This window comes from Planococcus halotolerans (assembly GCF_003289955.1).
Classification (GTDB): domain Bacteria; phylum Bacillota; class Bacilli; order Bacillales_A; family Planococcaceae; genus Planococcus; species Planococcus halotolerans.
This window is the reverse complement of sequence record NZ_QLZR01000001.1, coordinates 858,287-878,453: the sequence shown is the minus strand read 5'-3', so window position 1 is coordinate 878,453 and position 20,167 is coordinate 858,287. Positions and strand designations below refer to the sequence as shown.

Annotated in this window: 20 protein-coding genes and 2 riboswitches; of the genes, 16 read left to right on the top strand and 4 right to left on the bottom strand. The window is 45.6% G+C overall.

All coding sequences use genetic code 11. The features are described 5' to 3' along the window. Window positions 1-18: 18 nt before the first annotated feature. A riboswitch (SAM riboswitch) is annotated at window positions 19-120 on the top strand. Between the two features lie 95 nt (window positions 121-215). After that, on the top strand, window positions 216-962 hold the full coding sequence (locus DP120_RS04355; protein ID WP_112222148.1) for a cyclase family protein: 747 nt from the start codon (window positions 216-218) through the stop codon (window positions 960-962). Between the two features lie 61 nt (window positions 963-1,023). Here the strand turns inward: DP120_RS04355 and solA are convergent, their stop codons facing one another. Beyond that, on the bottom strand, window positions 1,024-2,169 hold the full coding sequence (solA, locus tag DP120_RS04350) for an N-methyl-L-tryptophan oxidase (RefSeq protein WP_112222146.1): 1,146 nt from the start codon (window positions 2,167-2,169) through the stop codon (window positions 1,024-1,026). 186 nt (window positions 2,170-2,355) lie between these two features. Here solA and DP120_RS04345 point away from each other — a divergent pair, with 186 nt between their 5' ends. The 5 genes from DP120_RS04345 (at window position 2,356) to DP120_RS04320 (ending at window position 7,034) form a co-directional block, all read left to right on the top strand. Next, the gene (locus tag DP120_RS04345; protein ID WP_112222144.1) at window positions 2,356-3,147 is read left to right on the top strand and encodes a nucleotidyltransferase domain-containing protein; all 792 of its coding nucleotides are present in this window, start codon (window positions 2,356-2,358) and stop codon (window positions 3,145-3,147) included. 115 nt (window positions 3,148-3,262) lie between these two features. Beyond that, window positions 3,263-4,042 carry a nitroreductase family protein gene (locus DP120_RS04340; protein WP_112222142.1) on the top strand — a complete coding sequence of 260 codons (780 nt, stop codon included), beginning with the start codon at window positions 3,263-3,265 and terminating at the stop codon, window positions 4,040-4,042. A gap of 357 nt (window positions 4,043-4,399) precedes the next feature. Next, window positions 4,400-5,944 (top strand): malate:quinone oxidoreductase, encoded by a 1,545-nt coding sequence (locus tag DP120_RS04335; RefSeq protein ID WP_112222140.1) that lies wholly within the window; start codon window positions 4,400-4,402, stop codon window positions 5,942-5,944. A 421-nt stretch (window positions 5,945-6,365) separates the two neighbouring features. Next, window positions 6,366-6,596: a hypothetical protein gene (locus DP120_RS18595; RefSeq protein WP_112222138.1), complete on the top strand. Its 231-nt coding sequence runs from the start codon at window positions 6,366-6,368 to the stop codon at window positions 6,594-6,596. Window positions 6,597-6,695: 99 nt separating this feature from the next. Continuing rightward, complete coding sequence (locus DP120_RS04320; RefSeq protein ID WP_112222136.1) at window positions 6,696-7,034, top strand: hypothetical protein; 339 nt, start codon at window positions 6,696-6,698, stop codon at window positions 7,032-7,034. Window positions 7,035-7,397: 363 nt separating this feature from the next. Here the strand turns inward: DP120_RS04320 and DP120_RS04315 are convergent, their stop codons facing one another. Then, window positions 7,398-7,955, bottom strand: a complete 558-nt coding sequence (locus DP120_RS04315) for an ECF transporter S component (RefSeq protein WP_112222134.1) — start codon at window positions 7,953-7,955, stop codon at window positions 7,398-7,400. Window positions 7,956-8,205: 250 nt separating this feature from the next. Between DP120_RS04315 and DP120_RS04310 the strand changes: the two genes are divergently transcribed. The 9 genes from DP120_RS04310 (at window position 8,206) to ggt (ending at window position 17,138) form a co-directional block, all read left to right on the top strand. Further along, window positions 8,206-10,266 carry a GAF domain-containing sensor histidine kinase gene (locus DP120_RS04310; protein ID WP_112222132.1) on the top strand — a complete coding sequence of 687 codons (2,061 nt, stop codon included), beginning with the start codon at window positions 8,206-8,208 and terminating at the stop codon, window positions 10,264-10,266. A gap of 22 nt (window positions 10,267-10,288) precedes the next feature. Continuing rightward, window positions 10,289-10,780, top strand: a complete 492-nt coding sequence (locus DP120_RS04305) for an LURP-one-related/scramblase family protein (RefSeq protein WP_112222130.1) — start codon at window positions 10,289-10,291, stop codon at window positions 10,778-10,780. Next, entirely contained in the window at window positions 10,777-11,334 is a 558-nt protein-coding gene (locus tag DP120_RS04300; protein ID WP_240611965.1) for a GNAT family N-acetyltransferase, read from the top strand. Before DP120_RS04305 ends, DP120_RS04300 begins: the two co-directional genes overlap by 4 nt. 305 nt (window positions 11,335-11,639) lie before the next feature. After that, window positions 11,640-11,742: riboswitch (TPP riboswitch) on the top strand. Between the two features lie 88 nt (window positions 11,743-11,830). After that, the gene (gene tenA, locus DP120_RS04295; protein ID WP_112222128.1) at window positions 11,831-12,526 is read left to right on the top strand and encodes a thiaminase II; all 696 of its coding nucleotides are present in this window, start codon (window positions 11,831-11,833) and stop codon (window positions 12,524-12,526) included. Further along, on the top strand, window positions 12,516-13,328 hold the full coding sequence (thiM, locus tag DP120_RS04290) for a hydroxyethylthiazole kinase (protein WP_112222126.1): 813 nt from the start codon (window positions 12,516-12,518) through the stop codon (window positions 13,326-13,328). The genes tenA and thiM overlap by 11 nt, the downstream gene beginning before the upstream one ends. Next, window positions 13,304-14,137, top strand: coding sequence for a bifunctional hydroxymethylpyrimidine kinase/phosphomethylpyrimidine kinase (gene thiD / locus DP120_RS04285; protein ID WP_112222124.1), 834 nt, complete (start codon window positions 13,304-13,306; stop codon window positions 14,135-14,137). The genes thiM and thiD overlap by 25 nt, the downstream gene beginning before the upstream one ends. Further along, window positions 14,127-14,771: a thiamine phosphate synthase gene (gene thiE / locus DP120_RS04280; RefSeq protein ID WP_276310391.1), complete on the top strand. Its 645-nt coding sequence runs from the start codon at window positions 14,127-14,129 to the stop codon at window positions 14,769-14,771. Before thiD ends, thiE begins: the two co-directional genes overlap by 11 nt. Beyond that, window positions 14,768-15,256: an energy coupling factor transporter S component ThiW gene (gene thiW, locus DP120_RS04275; protein ID WP_112222120.1), complete on the top strand. Its 489-nt coding sequence runs from the start codon at window positions 14,768-14,770 to the stop codon at window positions 15,254-15,256. Before thiE ends, thiW begins: the two co-directional genes overlap by 4 nt. Before the next feature lie 163 nt (window positions 15,257-15,419). After that, entirely contained in the window at window positions 15,420-17,138 is a 1,719-nt protein-coding gene (gene ggt, locus DP120_RS04270) for a gamma-glutamyltransferase (RefSeq protein WP_112222118.1), read from the top strand. A 170-nt stretch (window positions 17,139-17,308) separates the two neighbouring features. On the opposite strand, the gene pgeF is transcribed toward ggt, so the two are convergent. Together pgeF and DP120_RS04260 are read right to left on the bottom strand one after the other, a co-directional pair. Next, a complete protein-coding gene (gene pgeF, locus DP120_RS04265; RefSeq protein ID WP_112222116.1) occupies window positions 17,309-18,070 on the bottom strand; it encodes a peptidoglycan editing factor PgeF in 762 nt (253 codons plus the stop codon). Between the two features lie 107 nt (window positions 18,071-18,177). Next, on the bottom strand, window positions 18,178-18,540 hold the full coding sequence (locus tag DP120_RS04260; protein ID WP_112222114.1) for a general stress protein: 363 nt from the start codon (window positions 18,538-18,540) through the stop codon (window positions 18,178-18,180). Between the two features lie 484 nt (window positions 18,541-19,024). Between DP120_RS04260 and DP120_RS04255 the strand changes: the two genes are divergently transcribed. After that, window positions 19,025-20,140 (top strand): GGDEF domain-containing protein, encoded by a 1,116-nt coding sequence (locus tag DP120_RS04255; protein WP_112222112.1) that lies wholly within the window; start codon window positions 19,025-19,027, stop codon window positions 20,138-20,140. The last annotated feature ends 27 nt before the right edge of the window (window positions 20,141-20,167 follow it).

Here is a 20,167-nt window from a genome sequence, read left to right as displayed (position 1 = left end):
ACCAATTGAATAATGACTTTCTTATCAAGAGAGGTGGAGGGATTTGGCCCTTTGAAGCCTCAGCAACAGACTGCAAAGTACTGTGCTAAATCCAAAAGCGCTACAGCTTGAAGATGAGAAGAGAATTTTGACTTTATAATGCCAAACCCTCTTCTTTATCCAGGAAGAGGGTTTTTTATTGCCCTCTATCCATAATCCCCAAGGAGGAATTTTATATGACCATCAAAACACTGGAAACCATCGAAGCCATCAAATTGCTGAAAGAAAAGAGCTGGGTTGACCTGACCCATGCATTCGGACCGGATTCGCCGCATTTTTCGGCTTTCGAAGATGCAGAATTCGAAACCTTGTTTACACATGACGATGGATTTTTTGCCCAGCGCTTCACATTTCCCGGGCAATATGGAACTCATCTGGACGCACCGATCCATTTTGTGCGTGATACCCGCTACCTCCATGAACTGGAGTTAAAGGAATTGGTCTTGCCGCTTGTAGTAATCGATAAATCGAAAGAAGTGGAAGAGAACCATGACTTTACGTTAGGGATTGCCGATATTGAACAATTTGAAGCGCAGCACGGAACAATCGAGGAAGGTACTTTCGTTGCGCTGCGCACAGACTGGAGCAAGCGTTGGCCGGATAAAGAAGCATTTGATAATAAAGATGGAGAAGGTGTTAGCCATGCTCCGGGTTGGTCAGTAGAAGCATTGAAATTCCTCTTTGAAGAAAGAAGGGTACAGGCAGTTGGACACGAAACCTTCGACACCGATTCCGCCAGCGACTACCGGAAGAACGGAGCTTTGCTCGGTGAGTATTACGTGCTCGATCAGGATACTTATCAGGTCGAGTTGCTTGCGAACCTGGACCAGGTTCCGGCTAAAGGGGCGGTCATATTCAATATCGTCCCGAAAGCCGAAAATGCTTCAGGATTCCCGGTGCGTTCATTCGCCATATTGCCGTAAGGGATGAACTCAAAAGAGCAGATAGCGCAAGAAACGCTGTCTGCTCTTTTACATGCTTAAACTATTTTGTCCTGAATCTTTCAAGAGAAAAGATGGAAATATCATATTGACTCTGACCAGCCACAGCCATCTGGCTCAAAACTTCTCCCATCACACTGCCGAATTTAAAGCCGTGTCCTGAAAAACCGCAGGCAAAAATGACGCGGTTATTGTCCGGATGAAAATCTATGATGAAGTTATTGTCGCTTGATATGGTATATAAACAAGTTTTCCCTTGATTGAGTTTGCCGTTTGCGTGAGGCATATAGGTTTCAAGTGCCGTCCTTAACTCACCTTCATCCGTTTCGTAATGTCCGAAGTTCTGCGTTTGCATGTTGGGGTCAATGGCATGTCCACCATCTGATCTTCCGATTTTAAGACCGTCACCGTTCAAGTCAGGAAAACCGTAATACTTTTTGCCATGGTCTTCTACATAAAACGATGGAAAGTGGGCTGCATTATATAGTTCTGCAGGTGATTCAAACCATCCGACAGTTTTCCTGGTGGGCTGTATAGGAAGGTCCAGATCCGGCAGCAGTTTTGCTGCCCATGCACCGGCAGTGACAATTACTTTTTTTGCATAAAATGCCGTATGTTCAGTAATAATCTTCACGCCATACTCGTCGTTAGCATCAATGTGCTGAACAGCTGTATTGGTAACAAGCGTTGCGCCGTTTTTAATAGCTGTTTCTTTATAAGCGCGGATCGCGTTTTCGCTGTATATAATGCCTGATTGGGATTCAAAGCACCCGATAAAATCGTCGGGCACAGAAAAACCGGGCCACCTCTCTTTAATTTCAGCGCTATTCAATATCTCCAGCGGCAAATCGTATTTTTTGGCAGAAACCATTGTTTCTGCAAGAAAAGTGGAGTCTCCTGGACCAAATCCAAGGATGCCGGTTTTTTCGAATATTTTATAGCCGGTCTGCTTTTCAAGTTCTTCCCATAATTGCTGTGCACGCTTCACTAACGTAACGTATTGATGTCCTTCGCCGTATGCATGCCGGATCAGGCGGGTATCGCCGTGGTGGCTTCCTTTTATATGAGGTGGATCGAAGGCGTCGATCAATAAAGTTTTTGCATCTTGTTGGGCTAAAAATGCACCGGCAGCCATTCCCATTGTGCCGGCACCGATTATTGCGACATCATAAACTATGTCTTTTGTCATCGTCATTCCACTCCGTTCTTTATTGGAATCAAATCTTTTCTAAGCTTGAAAAGTTATGGAGAACTTTATCATAAATAATGACGGAAAAATATATTCGAATGCTGAAAAAATATTGCAACGGCTAAAAGAAAAGTATAATGAATTGAAATGAAATTTATTCTACCAAACTTGTCAGGAGCTAATCCAATGAACGAAATCATCCAACAAAAATTAATGGATATAGAAGAGAAACACGGAGTTAAAATTCTATACGCAGTGGAATCAGGGAGCAGGGCATGGGGCTTTCCTTCAAAAGACAGTGACTACGATGTGCGGTTCATTTATATCAATCAGCCGGATTGGTATCTGTCGATTGACCCGCAGGGAATCGGTACAAAACGGGATGTAATCGAAGAGCCGATCAATGATTTGCTTGATATCAGCGGCTGGGAAATTACAAAAGCGCTGCGATTGTTCAGGAAAAACAACCCGCCTTTGCTGGAATGGCTGAGAAGCGAGATTGTTTATTATCAAAAATATGCCTTTGTCGATAATATGCGGACATTGGAATCCGATGTGTTTTACCCGAATTCGATGCTTTATCATTATTTGAACATGGCGAAAAAGAATTACCGGGAGTATCTGCAGGGACCAGAAGTGAGGATTAAAAAGTACTTTTATGTCCTGCGGCCAGTCATGGCTTGCAAATGGATTGAGAAATATAATATGACACCGCCGATCAGTTTCCATGAGTTGCTGGAGGATACTGTTCCGGAAGGTAAATTGAAAAATGAAATAAACCAGCTGTTGAAGCGCAAGCTGGCTGGTGATGAATTTGATATTGAACCGCGTATTGACGTGATCAATCAGTTTGTGGAATTTGAGATGGAGCGGCTCGAAGAATATGCCAAATCACTCAATATCGAAGTGAAAGATCCAACGGAACTTTTAGATGGATTGTTCAGAGACACCTTGAAAGAGGTTTGGCAGGAATATTAAGCATTAAGTAATCATGAAAAATTGACCTTACCTGAGTGATAAGGTTTTTATTCGCCAAAAACCAATATCAGAACATTCCTATTAATGTTATTATTTATCGTAAGGAGTGATGAATTTGGAATTACAGGATGTCATACATAATCATAAATCGATACGCGAATACGAAGACCGCGAGATCAGCCAGGAATTGCTGGATGAAATATTGGAGGCTGGCATACGGGCTTCTTCGAGCGGCAATATGCAGACCTATTCGATTGTTGTGACGAAAGATAAAGAGCTGCGCGGAAAATTGTATGAAGCGCATATGGAGCAGTCGATGGTGGTGGATGCCCCGGTCCTGGTGACGTTTTGCGCGGATTTCAACCGGATGAGAAAATGGCTGGTGCTCAATGATGCACCGGTTCATTTCGATAATTTCATGAGCCTCATGATCGGCGCCATCGATGCCACTTTGGCGTCGCAGAATTGCGCGCTGGCAGCAGAGAATCGGGGACTGGGGATTTGCTATATGGGATCGACGCTGGCGAACTGCGACCAAATCGGGGAACTGTTGAATTTGCCGGAAAATGTTGTGCCGATTGTCGGCTTTTCGCTCGGATATCCTGCAGAAGATCCGGCACCGCGTGACCGTTTGCCGCTGGAGGGAATCGTCCATTACGAGCAGTATCAGGATTACGCAGATGACGACATTCTGAAAATCTATGAGGAACGGAATGAAAAAGGGTGGAACCGGTATATGGCTATTCCACGACTGAAAGAAATGGTGGAAGAGCTGGGTGTGAAAAATCTGGCCCAGGTGTATACGATGGCGAAGTACACGAAAGAATCGCATACCGGCTTTTCGCAGAAAGTGCTCAATTATTTGGAGAAGCAGAATTTCATGAATAACGATTGAGCTTCTTTAAAGCTAGTAAAAGCCCGCAGTCCGGATATATCGGAATAGCGGGCTTTTGAGTTGTGGTTTTATTCTTATGCCAATTTGCATCACCTTCATAGGAAATTTATAGATTTATTGAGCTAGCTAAAGAATTTTACGTTCATACCCTATAAAATAGGTAGCTTTTCTTTATTGCAGCCTGGAAATGGTATATAATTATCATTTAGAAGTAGAACTATTTACTTTATGGCAAGTGGCGATAGATTTTACGAAAAACTGAGGCAAAGAGATGACTTCCGGAAAGACTGGCTTGAGCACGAATAAGGCAGGATGGCCGGCATTTTTTTGCAAATATATGGGATAAGGAAGGGTATAATGAGCAGTGTACCAAAGAAAACAGACGTTATCTTAATCGGAGCCGGCGTGATGAGCGCGACATTGGGTTCAATGTTGAAAGAGCTGTCACCGGACTGGGAAATCAAAGTATTTGAGAAGCTCGAAAAAGCGGGAGCGGAAAGCTCCAATGAGTGGAATAATGCAGGTACAGGACATGCAGCGTTATGCGAATTGAACTACACGCCGGAGAAAGCGGACGGCTCGATCGAGATTGATAAAGCGATTAAAATCAATGAACAGTTCCACCTTTCCAGACAGTTCTGGTCGTTCCTTGTAAATAAAAAACGCATCAGCAACCCACAGGACTTCATCATGCCGATTCCTCATATGAGTATGGTGCAGGGCGAAGACAATGTGCGATTCCTGAAAAACCGTTTTGAAGCGTTGACGCAGGTTCCATTGTTCAACGGCATGGAATTCTCGGATTCACCTGAAAAGCTGAAAGAATGGTTCCCATTGATAATGGAAGGCCGTACGACAACGGAGCCGATCGCGGCAACGAAAATCGACACTGGAACGGATGTTAACTTCGGCGCATTGACTGAAATGCTGTTCGAGCATCTGGAACAGGAAAATGTCGAGGTGAATTATGAGCATACCGTCAAAAACATCAAACGTTTAAGCGACGGCACGTGGGAAGTTAAAGTCCACGATGTGAAAAATGACAAAATCGAATACCATACATCAAAATTCGTCTTTATCGGCGGCGGCGGCGGAAGCTTGCCTTTATTGCAGAAAACAGGCATTCCGGAATCCAAGCAAATCGGCGGATTCCCGGTAAGCGGCTTGTTCCTTGTCTGCAACAAACCTGAGCTTGTCAATCAGCACCACGGTAAAGTCTACGGTAAAGCGAAAGTCGGCGCACCGCCGATGTCCGTGCCGCATTTGGACACGCGCTATATCGACAATAAAAAATCGTTGCTGTTCGGACCATTTGCAGGCTTCTCACCGAAGTTCCTGAAAACAGGCTCGAACTTGGACTTGATTGGATCGGTTAAACCGAACAACGTCTTGACGATGCTTGCAGCTGGAGCAAAAGAAATGGGCTTGACGAAATACCTCGTTCAACAGGTTATGCTGTCAGATGAAAAACGCGTCGAAGAATTGCGCGAGTTCATCCCGAACGCAAAACTTGAAGACTGGGACGTAGTCGTAGCCGGCCAGCGCGTCCAGGTCATCAAAGACACAGACGATAAAGGTAAAGGAACACTTCAGTTCGGTACGGAAATCGTAACAGCTGATGACGGTTCGATTGCCGCACTTCTTGGCGCATCTCCGGGTGCTTCTACAGCAGTGCATGCAATGCTCGAGATTTTCAATAAATGCTTCCCGGAACAAAAAGAAGCATGGGAGCCAAAAATCCGTGAAATGGTGCCATCTTACGGCGTATCGTTAGTGGACAACCCTGAATTGTTCAAGGAAATCCATGAAATGACCGACAGAGCGCTTGGTTTGAATAATACTGAAGTTGATACGAACGAAACAGTCGGAGCAGGAGCTCAGTCTGTTAAAGAAAAAGCGTAAATAGATGAATGAAGGAGGAAGTCCCGGGTGGGGCTTTCTCTTTTTTTGGTTTGTGTGCGGAAAATGGAATTTGTGCGCGGAAAACGAAGTTTGTGCGCGCAGAACCATTTTTGTGTTGTTTTTGATATTTTTACGCTTTCAATCAAGCTTTCAAATTCCCACATCAAAGTTCAAAAGCCTGGAGCGGATGTTTTTCGCCACGCGAAAAACTCCAATGTCTTGAAGGGAGCTTTCGCGTTCGCGAAAGCTTTTTCATCTTAAAGCTTTTAATTTACCAATAAAGGGATTTACATATAATGCATAGAAACACTATAAATTGGTATATTTAAGTGGTTGGCTATTATATTGTTCAACTAACGAAGCAATTTAGCATAATAAAAATGAATATTTCAGAAAGAGATTTTTGTAAAAGGAGAATGTTATGGATAGAAAAATCTGCATTGCTTTAATTGTTTTTGTCTTTTTCTTAATATGGCTGTACTTAGCGATATATGAATCTTCAATAGAGCATTGGTGGTCAGTCAATGAGGTAGAACAGACAACTGAAGATTCCGTTCAGATAGGTGTCTCTTTCATAAAAGTGTTAGGTGGGACAGTTATATTTATTGTTAGTGCCTTTATATTTTATTTATTTACGGGAAGAAGGAGTTAAAGCTTATTTTTCAAAAGAGGCTTTAGGTTGATACTCAATATTTCGATACAAGCAATTAGCAAACATTAAAGAGCAGATCATATAAGGGAGCGGAAATGAATGGAGTTCAAACTTGGAGGCGGGAGGCTTATGCTGCCTTCTTTGCATGTTATGATTATGGCAATCATTATTATTTACCTATTGGTAAAATGGAGCAAGGAACTGGAGATGCGCCAGTTTACGGTTTATTTTTATTTTTTGATCAGTGCCTATATCATGCCGATTTACTCCCGCTATTCAGAAGCAGAAGGTGAGTTTCAACTTTGGTTCCCGGTAGGATTTGTGGTCGTTTTCTTTTACTCATTCCGCAGTGAAAGGTATCACCGCTCTAAAATGAAAGCCTGCTTTTTAGGACTGGGCATTGCATTCTATCAGATAATTTCCCACTATATTGGATAGATTGTATAAGCAGTAATCTCTACGTATATATATATATATATATATATAAGTTGAACTAATAATTTTTAATAAATGATATTCCACAAAACACTTTCGCTTGGTCCTCAAGCGTCTCTGCTGTTTTGCTTTATGTCTATAGAAGTTTCTCTCAGCAAAGGCGCGGTTCCGGACTGGCCGGAGCAATAAGACGAGTGCTCTTCTCGGCTTATTGCGGGAGGCTTGTCCATAGCGGCGAAGCGGTATTTATTCTATTTCTTATGTTAAACCTATTTAGATACTCGAGAACGCCCCACTACATATGCAATTATGATGACACATAAAAAGGAGAAAGCTTCAATTTTAGAAGCTCTCTCCTTTATTAATTTATTTTTGGAAACCTCTCTTAAAGAACGGCACTTTCTTCAATACGATAACCACCGGAATGGCGACGATGATGCCGACAACGTTTTGGACCAGGTTGCCCGGGATTGAGGCGGCTGGAATGATCAAGTTGCTGAAGATGATTGCTTCACCGATATAATAGACGGCAAGCATGACTGGTATTGATGCAATGGCTCCAAAGATGTTGAATGCTTTGCTGCCACCCATGCGGCTCGCGGACCAGGCGATTTGGCCGACGATATAGCCCTGCAGGCCGCGTGCAATGAATGAAATCGGCGCCCATGCTGTCCAGCCGGATACCAAATCGAATAATCCCATTCCGAAAGCGCCGGCAAGAGCCGCTTTTTTAGGGCCGAATAACATGGCGATGATGAACAGCATAGCTGTTCCGAGGTGGACGAGTCCGCCGTTTGCGGCAATCGGCAAACGGATGTTCAATAATAATGTAGCTACAAATACCAGAGCAATGGCCATCGACGTGAGGATCAGGTCGAATGTACTTTTGCTGGAAACCCTTGTTGGTGCAGTTGTTTTTTGCATGAGTTTTACCTTCTTTCTTTGATTCTCTTGTCTGTCTTGCATTCCAGCTAAGAATAGCAAAGCGTTGACCCAGTTAAAAGTGCCAATTCCGTTAAATTCTTAGGGGTCAGATTAATAAGTCATATTGACCCGCGTATCAGCGGGTTCTTTTTGGTAAAATGTAGGAAGCAACTGAACCAGTATCAGATATGGAGATAAATTCAGAGCAACGCAATTTTAATTTGCCTTAGATAGATTGGAGAATACTTGTATGGAAAACGAACAGTCGCGATATTCGAGGCTTGCCAATATAACACAAATCATTAATACGAAATTGGAGTTGCGGGAAGTTCTGCAGCAGGTGACAACGGCTATTTCAGAGGAAATTGTCCAATGCAGTTCGGTCGGAATCTATTTGCCTGAGGGGGACGGAACTTATCGTGGTTTTGCAGGAAAACCGGAGCAGATGGGCGGAATGACTCTGCAATCGCAGGTGATTGACCCGGCAACAGATCCTCTCGCAGCGGAAGTGATCGAGACCCGGAAAACCATTTATATACGGGACACTTCAACCGACCAGCGTCCGGATCCAAGATCGGTTGAAGCTTTCCAGATCAAGTCTTTACTGGCGTTGCCGATATCCTTTAACGAGGAACTATTCGGTCTTGTGTTCCTGTTCGATTACGGCACGCCGATGAACTTAACGCAGGCGGAGATTGAAAGCGTCGAAGCTTACGTGAACATGGCGGCCGTCGCGATTCAAAACGCGAAGTCCCTTTCCCAGAAAGAAAAATTGCTTGAAGAAAAGCAATTGCTGCTGGATTTGACTCAAGAGCTGTCGCTGTGTTCCACGATTCGGGAAAGCTTGAAAACCTGCTTTGCCTATTTGGAAAAAACGGCTGCCGGCTGTGATTTTGCTGCCCATATTGTAAAGCCTTCTTTGGCCCAAGGCGGCAAGCAGACAGCATTCTATAAAGCAGGCGAAAAGACGGAAGCGGAATGGAATGAAAACCTGAAACAGCTCGGTTCGCTGGCAAACTATACGGACTTGCTGAATGATGCGGTTTCACTCCGTAAGCGGATGCGTTTAGTGATGGCTGACGATATGGATTTGATGCTCTTTCCGCTGGTTTCGATGGGAAAAGTGCAAGGAGTTATTTCAGCAATAAGCCCGTTGGAACGAAAGGATTATATTAAAGATCCGCAGATTCTCCTGGCGCAATCGATTGTAGACGCGACTGCGCCTGTGTTCTCGAATTTATTGTACATGGACCAATTGGAAGTGATGGTCGAAGAGCGGACGAGTGCGCTGTACGCTGCAAACAAGCGGGTCAACAGTGTCGTCGAGAGTATTACCGACGGATTTTTCGCGCTGAATAAAGAATGGGAATATGTTTATATGAATCAGCATCATTTTCTGCCTGGAGGAAGAAGACCAGAAGATGTGATGGGCAAAAATATCTGGGAGGTTTTTCCGGAAATCGTGGATACGGTAATTTATACGGAATTTCACCGTGCGATGCACGAACGGGTCACGGTGCGTTTTGAGACGCTATCCGAAGAAGAAGATTATTGGTATGAAGTAACGGCTTATCCTTTTGATGACGGCATTTGCTGCATGCTGAAGAATATCAAGGAAAAGAAAAAATATGAAAAAGAGTTGAAGAGATTGGCGAACCTGGATTTGATTGGCCAGATGGCAGCGGGAATCAGCCATGAAATCCGCAATCCGATGACGACGGTCAGAGGATTTCTGCAATTGTTGAAAACGGATGAATTATTGGTGCCGCATGCCGGACATTTCAATTTGATGATTGATGAACTGGACCGCGCAAATGCAATCATCACCGAATTCCTGTCGGTCGGCAACACGCGGACTTCAGACATGAAAATGATGAATCTGAACACCATCATCCATGACATTTCACCGATAATAAAAATTGACACCTTCAACCAAAACAAACATCTTGAGATTTACACGCAGGAAATTCCGGACTTATTGTTGAACCATAACGAAATCCGGCAAATGATCATTAATTTGTACCGCAATGGCCTTGAAGCGATGGAAGAGGGGCAGACGCTGACAATCGGGACGTATGTGGAGAACGATAATTGTGTCATGCTGGCTGTGCAGGACCAGGGAAGCGGCATAGATTCCGAGATTATCGAGAAAATCGGAACGCCTTTCTACACAACAAAAGACGAGGGAACCGGCCTGGGTCTCGGCATCTGCTACGCTGTAGCGGCGCGACACAATGCCACGATTGAAATTGAAACCGGACCTGAAGGCACGATTTTCTTCACACGATTTCCTATTGATAAGACGGATTGAAAAAGGCTAAGGGGGATGGGCAATGAGACAGCTTTATATGAAACAGAAAGTGTTTAGTCTAAGCGGCAAATTCACGGTTAAGGACAAGGAACAGCAGGATGTCTATTACGTCGAAGGCAGCTTCCTGCAAATTCCGAAGACGTTTACCATCATGGATCCCACCCGCAAGGACATCGCGTTGATTACCAAAAAAGTATTCAGTCTGTTGCCGAAGTTTTTCGTGGAAGTGGACGGCCGTGAAGTGTTGACGATCAAAAAGGAATTCACTTTTTTCAAAGCGAAATACACGATTGATGCTGAAGGCGTCGAAGTGCGCGGCAATTGGTGGGATATGAATTTTGAGGTATTGCAGCACGGCAAAGTCGTCGGTTCCGTCAGCAAGCAATGGCTGACCTGGGGCGATACTTACGAGGTCAAGGTGCTGGATGAAGAGATGGAGCATCTGCTTATTGCGCTTGTCGTGGCAATCGATTGTGTGAAGGCGGATGAAGCGGCTACGGCTGCGGCAACATGATGGACGACCGGTATATTTTCGAATCCGAACGGCTCGGTTTCCGGAGATGGAAGTCTGACGATAGGGGAGCGTTTGCCCGCATGAATGCGGATCCTCAGGTGATGGAGTATTTTCCGAATATGCTAACGCAAATTGAGTCGGACAAGCTGATTGAGCGATTCGAGCAGCATACAGAGGAAAAAGGCTTTGGAATATGGGCAGTCGAACGCAAGGAAGACAGGGTGTTCATCGGCTTTATCGGATTGCTTGAAGTCGGCTTTGACGCCGGTTTCCAAGGTGCCGTTGAAATCGGCTGGCGGCTGGACAATAAATTCTGGAAACGGGGCTATGCCACAGAAGGAGCAAAATCTTGTCTGGATTACGCATTCGGCGTTTTGGGCATGAACGAAATTGTGTCATTTACAGCGACACTCAACCATCCTTCCGAAACGGTCATGCAGCGGATCGGGATGAAAAAAGCGGGCGAATTCGACCATCCGAAATTGGAAGAAGGCAGCCCGTTGAAAAGGCATGTGTTGTATAAGATCACGGCGGCAGAATACGCCTCGCAGTGAGCGAAATACATTGACTTATTGCCTGTTAGGCCTTATTGTTAGAGACGCGATGAGCTCATTTGCGTAAGACGGACAAGCATTCCCTAGAGGAACACGTTGTGGAGCGTGGCTTGGACGCCGCAAATATCGATACACCCTGCCTTTTGGCGGGGTGTTTTTTGTTTTTCAGGCGGATTGAAACATTTACGTGCGATTAAGTCAATTTGCGTGCGTTCACCCAAAATCTCCGTGTCAAATCCTCTCTTCAGAAATATATTTGTGATTTTTCTGACTATGTGATAATCTTTGAGGGAACAACTGAATACATGCACCACTGGGGGAGCCGGTTACCGGCTGAGACGAGCAACGCTCGGACCCTTTGAACCTGATCTGGATTATACCAGCGGAGGGAAGTGGGCGAGCGTATGCCGGATTTCTCTATTCCTTTGTGTATATGATTGCCGCTTTCCTTTACTGGAAAGCGGTATTTTATTTTGCCTGAAAGGGGCTGGAGAAGATGAAATTTACACAGGAAGTGCGACAAGAGTGCGAGGGGTTATGGCAAGCGAGTTTTGATCACCCATTTGTGAAAGGGATTGCGGACGGCAGTTTGCCGGTGGAGATATTCCGCTATTACGTGATGCAGGACGCTTATTATCTGACGAATTTTGCGAAGATGCAGGCGGTCGGCGCACTCAAGGCACCGGATCTGGCCACGACGAAAAGCTTTGCGCATCACTCGGAGCAGACGTGTGCGGCGGAAATGGCGCTTCATGAATCATTCATGGGCATGCTTGGAGTAACGGAGGAAGATTGGAAAAAATTCGAACCGTCGCCGAGTGCATATGCTTATGTGTCGCATATGTACCGGGCGATGGAAGGTGATCTTGCGGATGTACTGGCAACGATTTTGCCGTGCTACTGGCTTTATTATGAAATTGGAGAGAACTTGAAAGATGCCGAACCGGGGCATCCGATTTACGACCGGTGGATCGAGACTTATGGTTCGGAATGGTTTGGCGAATTGGTGCAGGAGCAGATCGGACGGATGGATCGTTTGGCGGAAGGGCTGTCGGCGGTTCGGCGTCAGGAATTGAAGGACCGTTTCCGTCGCAGCAGCTATTACGAATGGAATTTCTGGCAGCAGGCCTGGACGATGGAGACATGGGAATTGCCGGTGCAAGTAAAGGCAGGTGTGGGATATGATCAATAAAATCCGCAGCGAAAACCCGATCATCCATTGCATCACCAATCACGTCGTCTCAAATTTCCAGGCGAACGGCCTGCTCGCAATCGGCGCTTCTCCGATCATGGGCGAGGCACAAGAGGAAGTGGAAGAACTTGTCGCCATTTCACGCGCCTTGTCATTAAATATTGGAACGTTGAATAAAGACACGCTGGACAGCATGGTACTTGCCGGGAAAAGAGCGAATAAGGAAAAGATCCCGGTGGTTTTGGATCCGGTGGGAGCAGGAGCAACCGCTTTTCGGAGAGAAGCCGTGCAGAAGCTTTTAACGGAAATTGATGTCAGTGTGCTACGCTGCAACGCGGGTGAACTTGCCGCAATCGGCGGCGTGGAATGGGCGTCTAAAGGTGTCGATGCCGGGGAAGGCAATATCGACCTGGTGGAACTGGCGACTCGAGTGGCAAAAGAATATAACTTGGTTGTGGCGGTGACAGGCGAGACCGATATTGTGGCCGACGGTTCGCGGGTGGAGAAGATTACAGGCGGCGACCCGATGATGGGTTCGGTAACCGGAATGGGCTGCCTGCTCAGTGCTGTAACAGCCGCTTTCACGGCAGTATCTCCTGACGATCCAACAACTGCGGTGATTGAAGGTCTCAAGTTTTACGGGGCAGCCGGTGAAAAAGCAGCGGCATCTTCGGAAGGACCCGGCAGTTTCCGCGACACATTCCTGGATGTTTTATTCGGCATGGAAATTGAAGAAGACGGCTTCGACTTTGAAAAAGGGGAAGGAGTGGATGTACTGTGGCAGCGATCAAGCAGGTATTGACGATTGCCGGTTCGGATTCCGGCGGCGGAGCGGGCATACAGGCGGATATAAAGACATTCCAGGAGCTCGGCGTTTTCGGTACATCGGCCATTACAGTGGTAACGGCGCAGAATACATGCGGCGTGCACGGGGTCTATCCCATGCCTGTTGGAGCAGTGAAAGCACAGATTGATGCAATCGGAGCGGATTTTGCCATTAAGGCAGTGAAAACAGGAATGCTCTTCGACGCTGAAATCATAGCTGAAACGGCGGCCGGAATCGAAAGACACGGTTGGCATAATCTTGTCGTGGATCCGGTGATGATTGCAAAAGGCGGCGCAACGTTGCTGCAGGAAGAAGCACTCGAGGCAATGCGGACATTACTATTACCATTGTCAGCGGTCATCACGCCGAATATCCCGGAAGCGGAAATGCTGAGCGGCATGGAAATCCATGATGCAGCAGACAGAAAAAGAGCGGCTGAAGCGATTCTCGCTTTTGGAGCGAAAGCCGTTGTCATCAAAGGAGGACATGCCAACAATCCGCTGATTGCAGAAGATTATTGCCTCGATCAGAACGGTGAATCATTTGTGCTGCGTTCTGTGCGCATACAAACGCAACAGACGCACGGCACCGGCTGTACATTTTCAGCGGCTTTAACAGCTGAATTGGCTAAAGGGCAGACATTGCCGGAAGCTTTGGTGACGGCAAAACGCTTTATCCAGGCGGCTCTTACGCATCAATTGCATATTGGTGCAGGACACGGCCCGACCAACCATGCCGCTTTCCGCCAATTTACAACGGAAGGGGATGTGCAATTTGTTCAATAAACCTTCTGTCTATTTCATTATGGGCACGCAGAATGCTTCAGGAAAAGATCCTTTAAAAGTATTGGAAGAAGCTTTAAAAGGAGGCATCACCCATTTCCAGCTTCGTGAAAAAGGAACTGGAGCTTTGCGGGGGCAAAACTTGGTGGAGTTTGCGGAAAAATGCCAGGAGTTATGCACCCAATATCAAATACCTTTCTTAATCAATGATGATGTCGACTTGGCGTTAGCAGTCGGTGCTGATGGTATTCATATAGGACAGGAAGACATGGATTGCGGGCAGGTGCGGGCGCTGATCGGCAAGGAAAAAATGTTGGGTGTTTCCGTTCATTCACTCGAAGAAGCAAGGATTGCCATCGATGCCGGTGCAGATTATCTTGGCATGGGTCCTGTATACGGTACGCGGTCGAAAGCGGATGCCAAACGTCCGGCAGGCACAGTCGGCATCGAAGAAGTCATCGGTCAATTTCCGCACATACCAGTCTTCGGCATTGGTGGAATCACACCGCAAAATGCCCCAGCTGTCTGGCAGGCGGGAGCTTCTGGTGTGGCAGTCATTTCGGCGCTGTCAGGGGCTGACGATATCGCTTTGCAAATCGCGCACTTCAAGAATTCATATAAAGGGGTATTGATATGAAAACAAAAAAGCTTGTCGTAATGTCAATGTTCGTGGCACTGGCGGTCGCAGGTTCGGCGTTTGTATCGTTTCCGGCAGGAATAGCACGCGCTTATCCAATCCAGCACGCCATCAATGTCATCGCGGCTGTACTTTTCGGGCCCATCCCTGCCGTAACGATAGCCTTCGTCACAGGTGTCGTACGGGTGCTGACAGGCACAGGATCGCTGTTGGCATTTCCGGGAGGCATGATCGGCGCATTGCTTGCCGGATTACTATATAAAATGTCCGGGCGCATCGGACTGGCGGCAGCGGGCGAAATCATCGGGACCGGCATCATCGCATCATTGATTGCAGTGCCGTATGCCAAATTGTTGATGGGCACTGAAACCGCAGCGCTATTCTTCATGCCGCCGTTTCTTGTATCGAGTATCAGCGGGGCGATATTGGGTGTAGTGCTGGTATACAGATTGGAAAAAACAAAAGCGAAGGAATTATTGTATTGAACAGATGAACTACTAACGATCCGGCGGGACCTCTTCAGGTCTCAGCCGGTTTTCTAATTGTAATAAAAAGGTGAATTTAAAGCGGATAAAATCGGGTAAACAGGAGGGAAATACGTATATAAATCATGTGAGAGCTTAACCATCACAAAAGAGGTGAAGAACGATGGATCTGCAGAAAATTATACAGAATCAAAAAGCGCATAAGCATATGTCGCAGGATGAAACGGCAGCTGCTAAATACGGCATGGCAGCGAGTGCGATAAAAGAAGCGACGGAAATTGGGGAACAGGTACTCGAAGATGGCGGCAATGCAATCGATGCCATTATCGCCATCCAATTTGCGCTGTCTGTAGTTGAAGGGATGAATACCGGGATCGCTGCGGGCGGTTTCCTGATTCATTATGACAATGAAAGCAAGAAAACAATCGTCATCGATGGCCATAGCCAAGCACCTTCCGAAGTGACGCCGGAACTTTTCGTCAATGAAGAGGGCGAAGCGGTTCCTTTTGATGAACGTTCCACCAGTGCCAAGGCTGTAGGCGTGCCGGGTATTCTGAAGATGATGGGCGAAGCGCATGAAAGATATGGATCTATGCCGCTGGAACGGCTGGTGGATCCTGCGATCGAGCTGGCTGAAAATGAATTTGAGGTAAATTCGTTATGGGAAAGAACGATTGAGCAGTTTAAAGACAGAATGGGCGAAGAAACAAAGAAAGTCTTCGTGCCAAACGGCAAGCCATTGAAAGAAGGAGACAAAATCCGGCAGCCTGATTTGGCGAAAACATTGAAGATTATAAAAAAACAGGGCTTCAATGCCGTCTATGAAGGCGAAATTGCTGATGCCATACTTGAAACGATTGAAAGCCATGGCGGCCTGATGACGAAAGAAGATGTACAGAATTATAAAGTGGCTATTCGAGAGCCGCTTTGGAGTACGTACAAAGAACTTGATCTTGCCTTTCCGCCGCCTCCGAATGTCGGCGGATTCAGCATTGCACAAATGCTGAAAATACTAGAACCCTTTGAAATTGAAAAACATCATCCCCATTCTTGGGAAAAATATCATCTTTTAAGCGAAGTCATGCGGCTGACTTTAGCGGACAAAGAAGCGTATATGGGTGATCCGGAATTTATTGATATTCCGATGGAAGGGCTTTTCCATCCGAAATATATAGAAGAACGCAGAAACCGTATCAGCTTTGATGAACGCTTGAAAAAGGTGAAAGAAGGCAATCCATGGGATTACGAGGAGAGGGATTCCACCAATAAACTGCATGGTGTGCATTACGAGGAAGGAATGGAAACAACGCATTTCACAGCGGTTGACCGCTGGGGTAATATAGCGGCCTGCACATCGTCGATTGAGCGGATTTTCGGTTCAGGCATTATGGTGCCGGGCTACGGATTCCTGTTGAATAATGATTTGACCGATTTTAATCCTGAACCGGGAACGAAAAATGAACCGAATGCGAAGAAATACGCCATCAGCTCCAAAGCGCCGACCATCGTTTTCCATGAAGGCAAGCCATTCTTTACACTTGGCTCGCCAGGCGCGACAACGATTGTTGCATCCGTTCTTCAAGTGTTATTAAATGTTGTTGAGTACAAAATGGATTTGAAGGAAGCGATTCAGGAACCGCGAATTTACATTACGCCGGATTTGAAAATCCAATGGGAAGACGGCATTAATGACGAAGCGATGGAGAAATTGACGGAACTCGGATACGAATTGGACCGAAGCTATACGGAAGTGACGGCGGATACCCGTGTGGGTGATGTTCAGGCCATTTTGATTGATCCGGAAACCGGGCATACGTATGGAGCAGCTGATTCACCTCGTCCGGGGGAAGCGGCAGGACCGGATGAGCCGCCTGAAGAGTGAAATATGGATTAATCTTGGGAAGGCTTGGGAGTTAAGTTATTGGCTCTCAAGCCTTTTTGGTGTTTGGTTGAAATCTTGCGGGCGATTAAAATTTTTTGTGGGCGATTAGCACACCGATACGGGCGTTCCAGCATAAATCAAACCAAAAAAGAGCTTGAGCGGTATATCGCTTAAGCTCTTCGAACGATAAAGCCCATATGCCGGCCGCTTTTTTTGTCTTCGCGATAGGAAAATCCTTCGGGGTTCATATACGTACATGTCTGATCGATTGAAATATTGCCCGTAGGAATTCCTGCCAGTTCACATTGTTTTTTGACGGTCAACTGGTTATCGATATGGTATTTGCCGGTTTCCACGTTATGGTACATGAATTCGTCAGCATAGCCGAGTGCTTTGAATTTCAAATAAACATCTTCATCCACTTCAAATTTTTCCTGGTTCAACGCAGCACCAATCTGGACATGGAAATCTTCCGGATTGCAGTCTTCCTCTTGCTTCAAGTGTTCGAAAAGCTTTAACGTCACTTCTTTGATGGTGCCTTGCCAGCCGGAATGTACGGCTCCGATGAGTCCTTTGGTTTCATTGTACAAAAGGACCGGCACGCAATCGGCTGCGAATGTACATAGAAGAACATCGGTTTCATAGCTGTATAATGCATCGGTATCCGCAACAGCATGCTCGGTATCAGTGGAGCCGCGTCCTTTGTCTGCGGCCTCGACACGATAAAAGTTAGCACTGTGTGTCTGGTTGGCGCACACGAAATTGGTCAAATTGAGACCGAGGAAATCCGCCAGTTTTCTGCGATTTTCCACAATCAGCGAAGGATTTTCGCAGGCATGGAGCGCCATATTATTAAGTTCGAATTCGTCAGCATCTTTCATGGTAAGACCGGCTGTAAAATTTGCCGAATTGACATAGAGTTTTGTTTTCATAAGATCACCTGCTTCTACTATATAAGAGCTGATTTTCATTGTATAGAAAAATCCATAAGAAAAAGGAGGGCAATTTGCCCTCCAATTTCCTGTTACACAATAAGCGCTTACGAATTGTTGCCTCCGCTGTGGCTATTTTTTCCGCCTTTGCGGCCGGCTTCTTCGCGGCTCATCTTGTTGCCCCCGGAATTATTGCCTCCGGAGTTGTTTCCGCCACTGTTGCTGTTCTCTCCACCTTTGGAACCGATTTCTTCATAGAAATCGCTGCCTTGGTTTTGGGAAGTGGCTTGTCCACCTTTTTGGCCAATATCTTCATAGAACCCTTTATCATGGTTCTGTGAAGTGGCCTCTCCGCCTTTTTCCCCAATATCTTCGTAGAATTCTTGTCCATGGCTGTTCGCAGTCGCTTCTCCACCAAGACGTCCAGCTTCTTCGCGACTCATTTTGTTGTTATTGTTATTGTCTGCCATTTCTAACTCCTCCTTTGATAGTATTGGGTGTTACATTAACTGTTCTTCCCGGCTAACAATCACTCAAACATTTCTTCCCCCTTTGTAAAGTGCTTGTAATATTTCCTATATTGCGTAAACCATTAAAGCTTTACGGCAACAAAAAACGCCATTTGTATGGCGGAGTGAGTACACAGAATCAATTTTCAATTTTACTTATTGGTCCTAATAAAAGAACCACATAGCTAATGATGATTCATCCTTCCGTCGGAAGCATAAATATCCGAATTTTTCAGAGTTGTTCGTTTTAATTTGTATATGGGTTAAGAAAGGGAATTGCGAGAAGACTTCGATTTTTTTAGATAGTTGTTAAATTCTATGGTATACAGAAAGGGATTGAGCAGAACTTCATTATAAATAATATCTTAATAGTAGTATATTATTCCTGCTGCTTCCTGATAGAATAGGAATAAAGAGAAGAAAAAATTGCGGAAGTGGGAACTACATGGAAAAGGCGAACCAGATCGGTTTGGATTATGAATATTGGGCAAAGAAAATCCTTTATTTTTATGGCTTGCTGGCTATAGTTGCAATCGGGGGCCAATTAGTCGGTCTGATTGTCACGGTTTTTTATTATTCCTATTATATAGAAGACTATATCTCATTGCGTATGATCTGGCCGACCAGCTTCATCATCGCAATCATCTTCATTTCCTGGTTCATGGTCAGGGTATTAAAGATTTTCAATCCTTATATCCTCTTTTTCGCCGGGACCCTTATTGCAGTTGTTATGATTCTTTCGAATCCAGGGCTGCCGGGGCTTCAGATGACTTTGCTTTTGCCGATGGCGATTTCTTTGATCTACCTTAAGAAATTCAAGCTGACCATCAGTTTCCTGACAAATTTCGTGGCTCTTCTGATTATTTACCTTATTAGCGAAGACAGTCGGGCAGCAATGACGCCTTATGAATATTTTGCGTATTTGTTTATTCTGGTAGCCGGTTTTATCGTTTATCTCGCAGTCATTGAAAGAGGAACGGAAATGCTTTCGATACTTAGACAAGCGGTGGAAAAAGAAGAAGAACTGCTTATTCAGAATCGGGTCATGGAGCGGCTGTCGAAGACGGATGCACTGACGGGTCTCTATAATCATAAAACTTTCCAGAATTATTTGGATACACTGGTCCAGCAGGTGGAAGGGTCGGGGATGCAGCTCCAATTGGCGGTATTGGATATCGATAATTTCAAGAGCATCAATGATAATTTCGGCCACAGTACCGGCGATTCGGTGCTGAAGCATGTTGCGGGAATCCTATCGGAAAAAGCCGGTGTCCATGATGTCGTTGCGCGTTACGGCGGAGAAGAATTTGCCGTTATTTTTACAGAAAAATCCTTCGAAGAGACATTGAAACTTCTAGAGGAAATGCGCAGAGCGGTAGCCGAATTAAAACATCCCGAAATCGCTGGTGGAAGCGTCACGATCAGCGCCGGGCTGCAAAATTACTATCCGGGCCTGCCAAAAAGCTATTTTTTCAAAAAGGCGGATGCGTATCTATATGATGCGAAGCGGAACGGCAAAAATCAAATTCAGCATAATCGGAGTTATAACTATATTATCTGATGAATACTTGCCGCTTCGCCTTTAGGC

Excerpts from the sequence above, each read along its gene's own strand:
- DP120_RS04355 (WP_112222148.1), top strand. The coding sequence starts at position 216 with ATGACCATCAAAACACTGGAAACCATCGAAGCCATCAAATTGCTGAAA.
- solA (WP_112222146.1), bottom strand. The coding sequence starts at position 2,169 with ATGACAAAAGACATAGTTTATGATGTCGCAATAATCGGTGCCGGCACA.
- DP120_RS04345 (WP_112222144.1), top strand. The coding sequence starts at position 2,356 with ATGAACGAAATCATCCAACAAAAATTAATGGATATAGAAGAGAAACAC.
- DP120_RS04335 (WP_112222140.1), top strand. The coding sequence starts at position 4,400 with ATGAGCAGTGTACCAAAGAAAACAGACGTTATCTTAATCGGAGCCGGC.
- DP120_RS18595 (WP_112222138.1), top strand. The coding sequence starts at position 6,366 with ATGGATAGAAAAATCTGCATTGCTTTAATTGTTTTTGTCTTTTTCTTA.
- DP120_RS04320 (WP_112222136.1), top strand. The coding sequence starts at position 6,696 with ATGGAGTTCAAACTTGGAGGCGGGAGGCTTATGCTGCCTTCTTTGCAT.
- DP120_RS04315 (WP_112222134.1), bottom strand. The coding sequence starts at position 7,955 with ATGCAAAAAACAACTGCACCAACAAGGGTTTCCAGCAAAAGTACATTC.
- DP120_RS04310 (WP_112222132.1), top strand. The coding sequence starts at position 8,206 with ATGGAAAACGAACAGTCGCGATATTCGAGGCTTGCCAATATAACACAA.
- DP120_RS04305 (WP_112222130.1), top strand. The coding sequence starts at position 10,289 with ATGAGACAGCTTTATATGAAACAGAAAGTGTTTAGTCTAAGCGGCAAA.
- DP120_RS04300 (WP_240611965.1), top strand. The coding sequence starts at position 10,777 with ATGATGGACGACCGGTATATTTTCGAATCCGAACGGCTCGGTTTCCGG.
- tenA (WP_112222128.1), top strand. The coding sequence starts at position 11,831 with ATGAAATTTACACAGGAAGTGCGACAAGAGTGCGAGGGGTTATGGCAA.
- thiM (WP_112222126.1), top strand. The coding sequence starts at position 12,516 with ATGATCAATAAAATCCGCAGCGAAAACCCGATCATCCATTGCATCACC.
- thiW (WP_112222120.1), top strand. The coding sequence starts at position 14,768 with ATGAAAACAAAAAAGCTTGTCGTAATGTCAATGTTCGTGGCACTGGCG.
- ggt (WP_112222118.1), top strand. The coding sequence starts at position 15,420 with ATGGATCTGCAGAAAATTATACAGAATCAAAAAGCGCATAAGCATATG.
- pgeF (WP_112222116.1), bottom strand. The coding sequence starts at position 18,070 with ATGAAAACAAAACTCTATGTCAATTCGGCAAATTTTACAGCCGGTCTT.
- DP120_RS04260 (WP_112222114.1), bottom strand. The coding sequence starts at position 18,540 with ATGGCAGACAATAACAATAACAACAAAATGAGTCGCGAAGAAGCTGGA.
- DP120_RS04255 (WP_112222112.1), top strand. The coding sequence starts at position 19,025 with ATGGAAAAGGCGAACCAGATCGGTTTGGATTATGAATATTGGGCAAAG.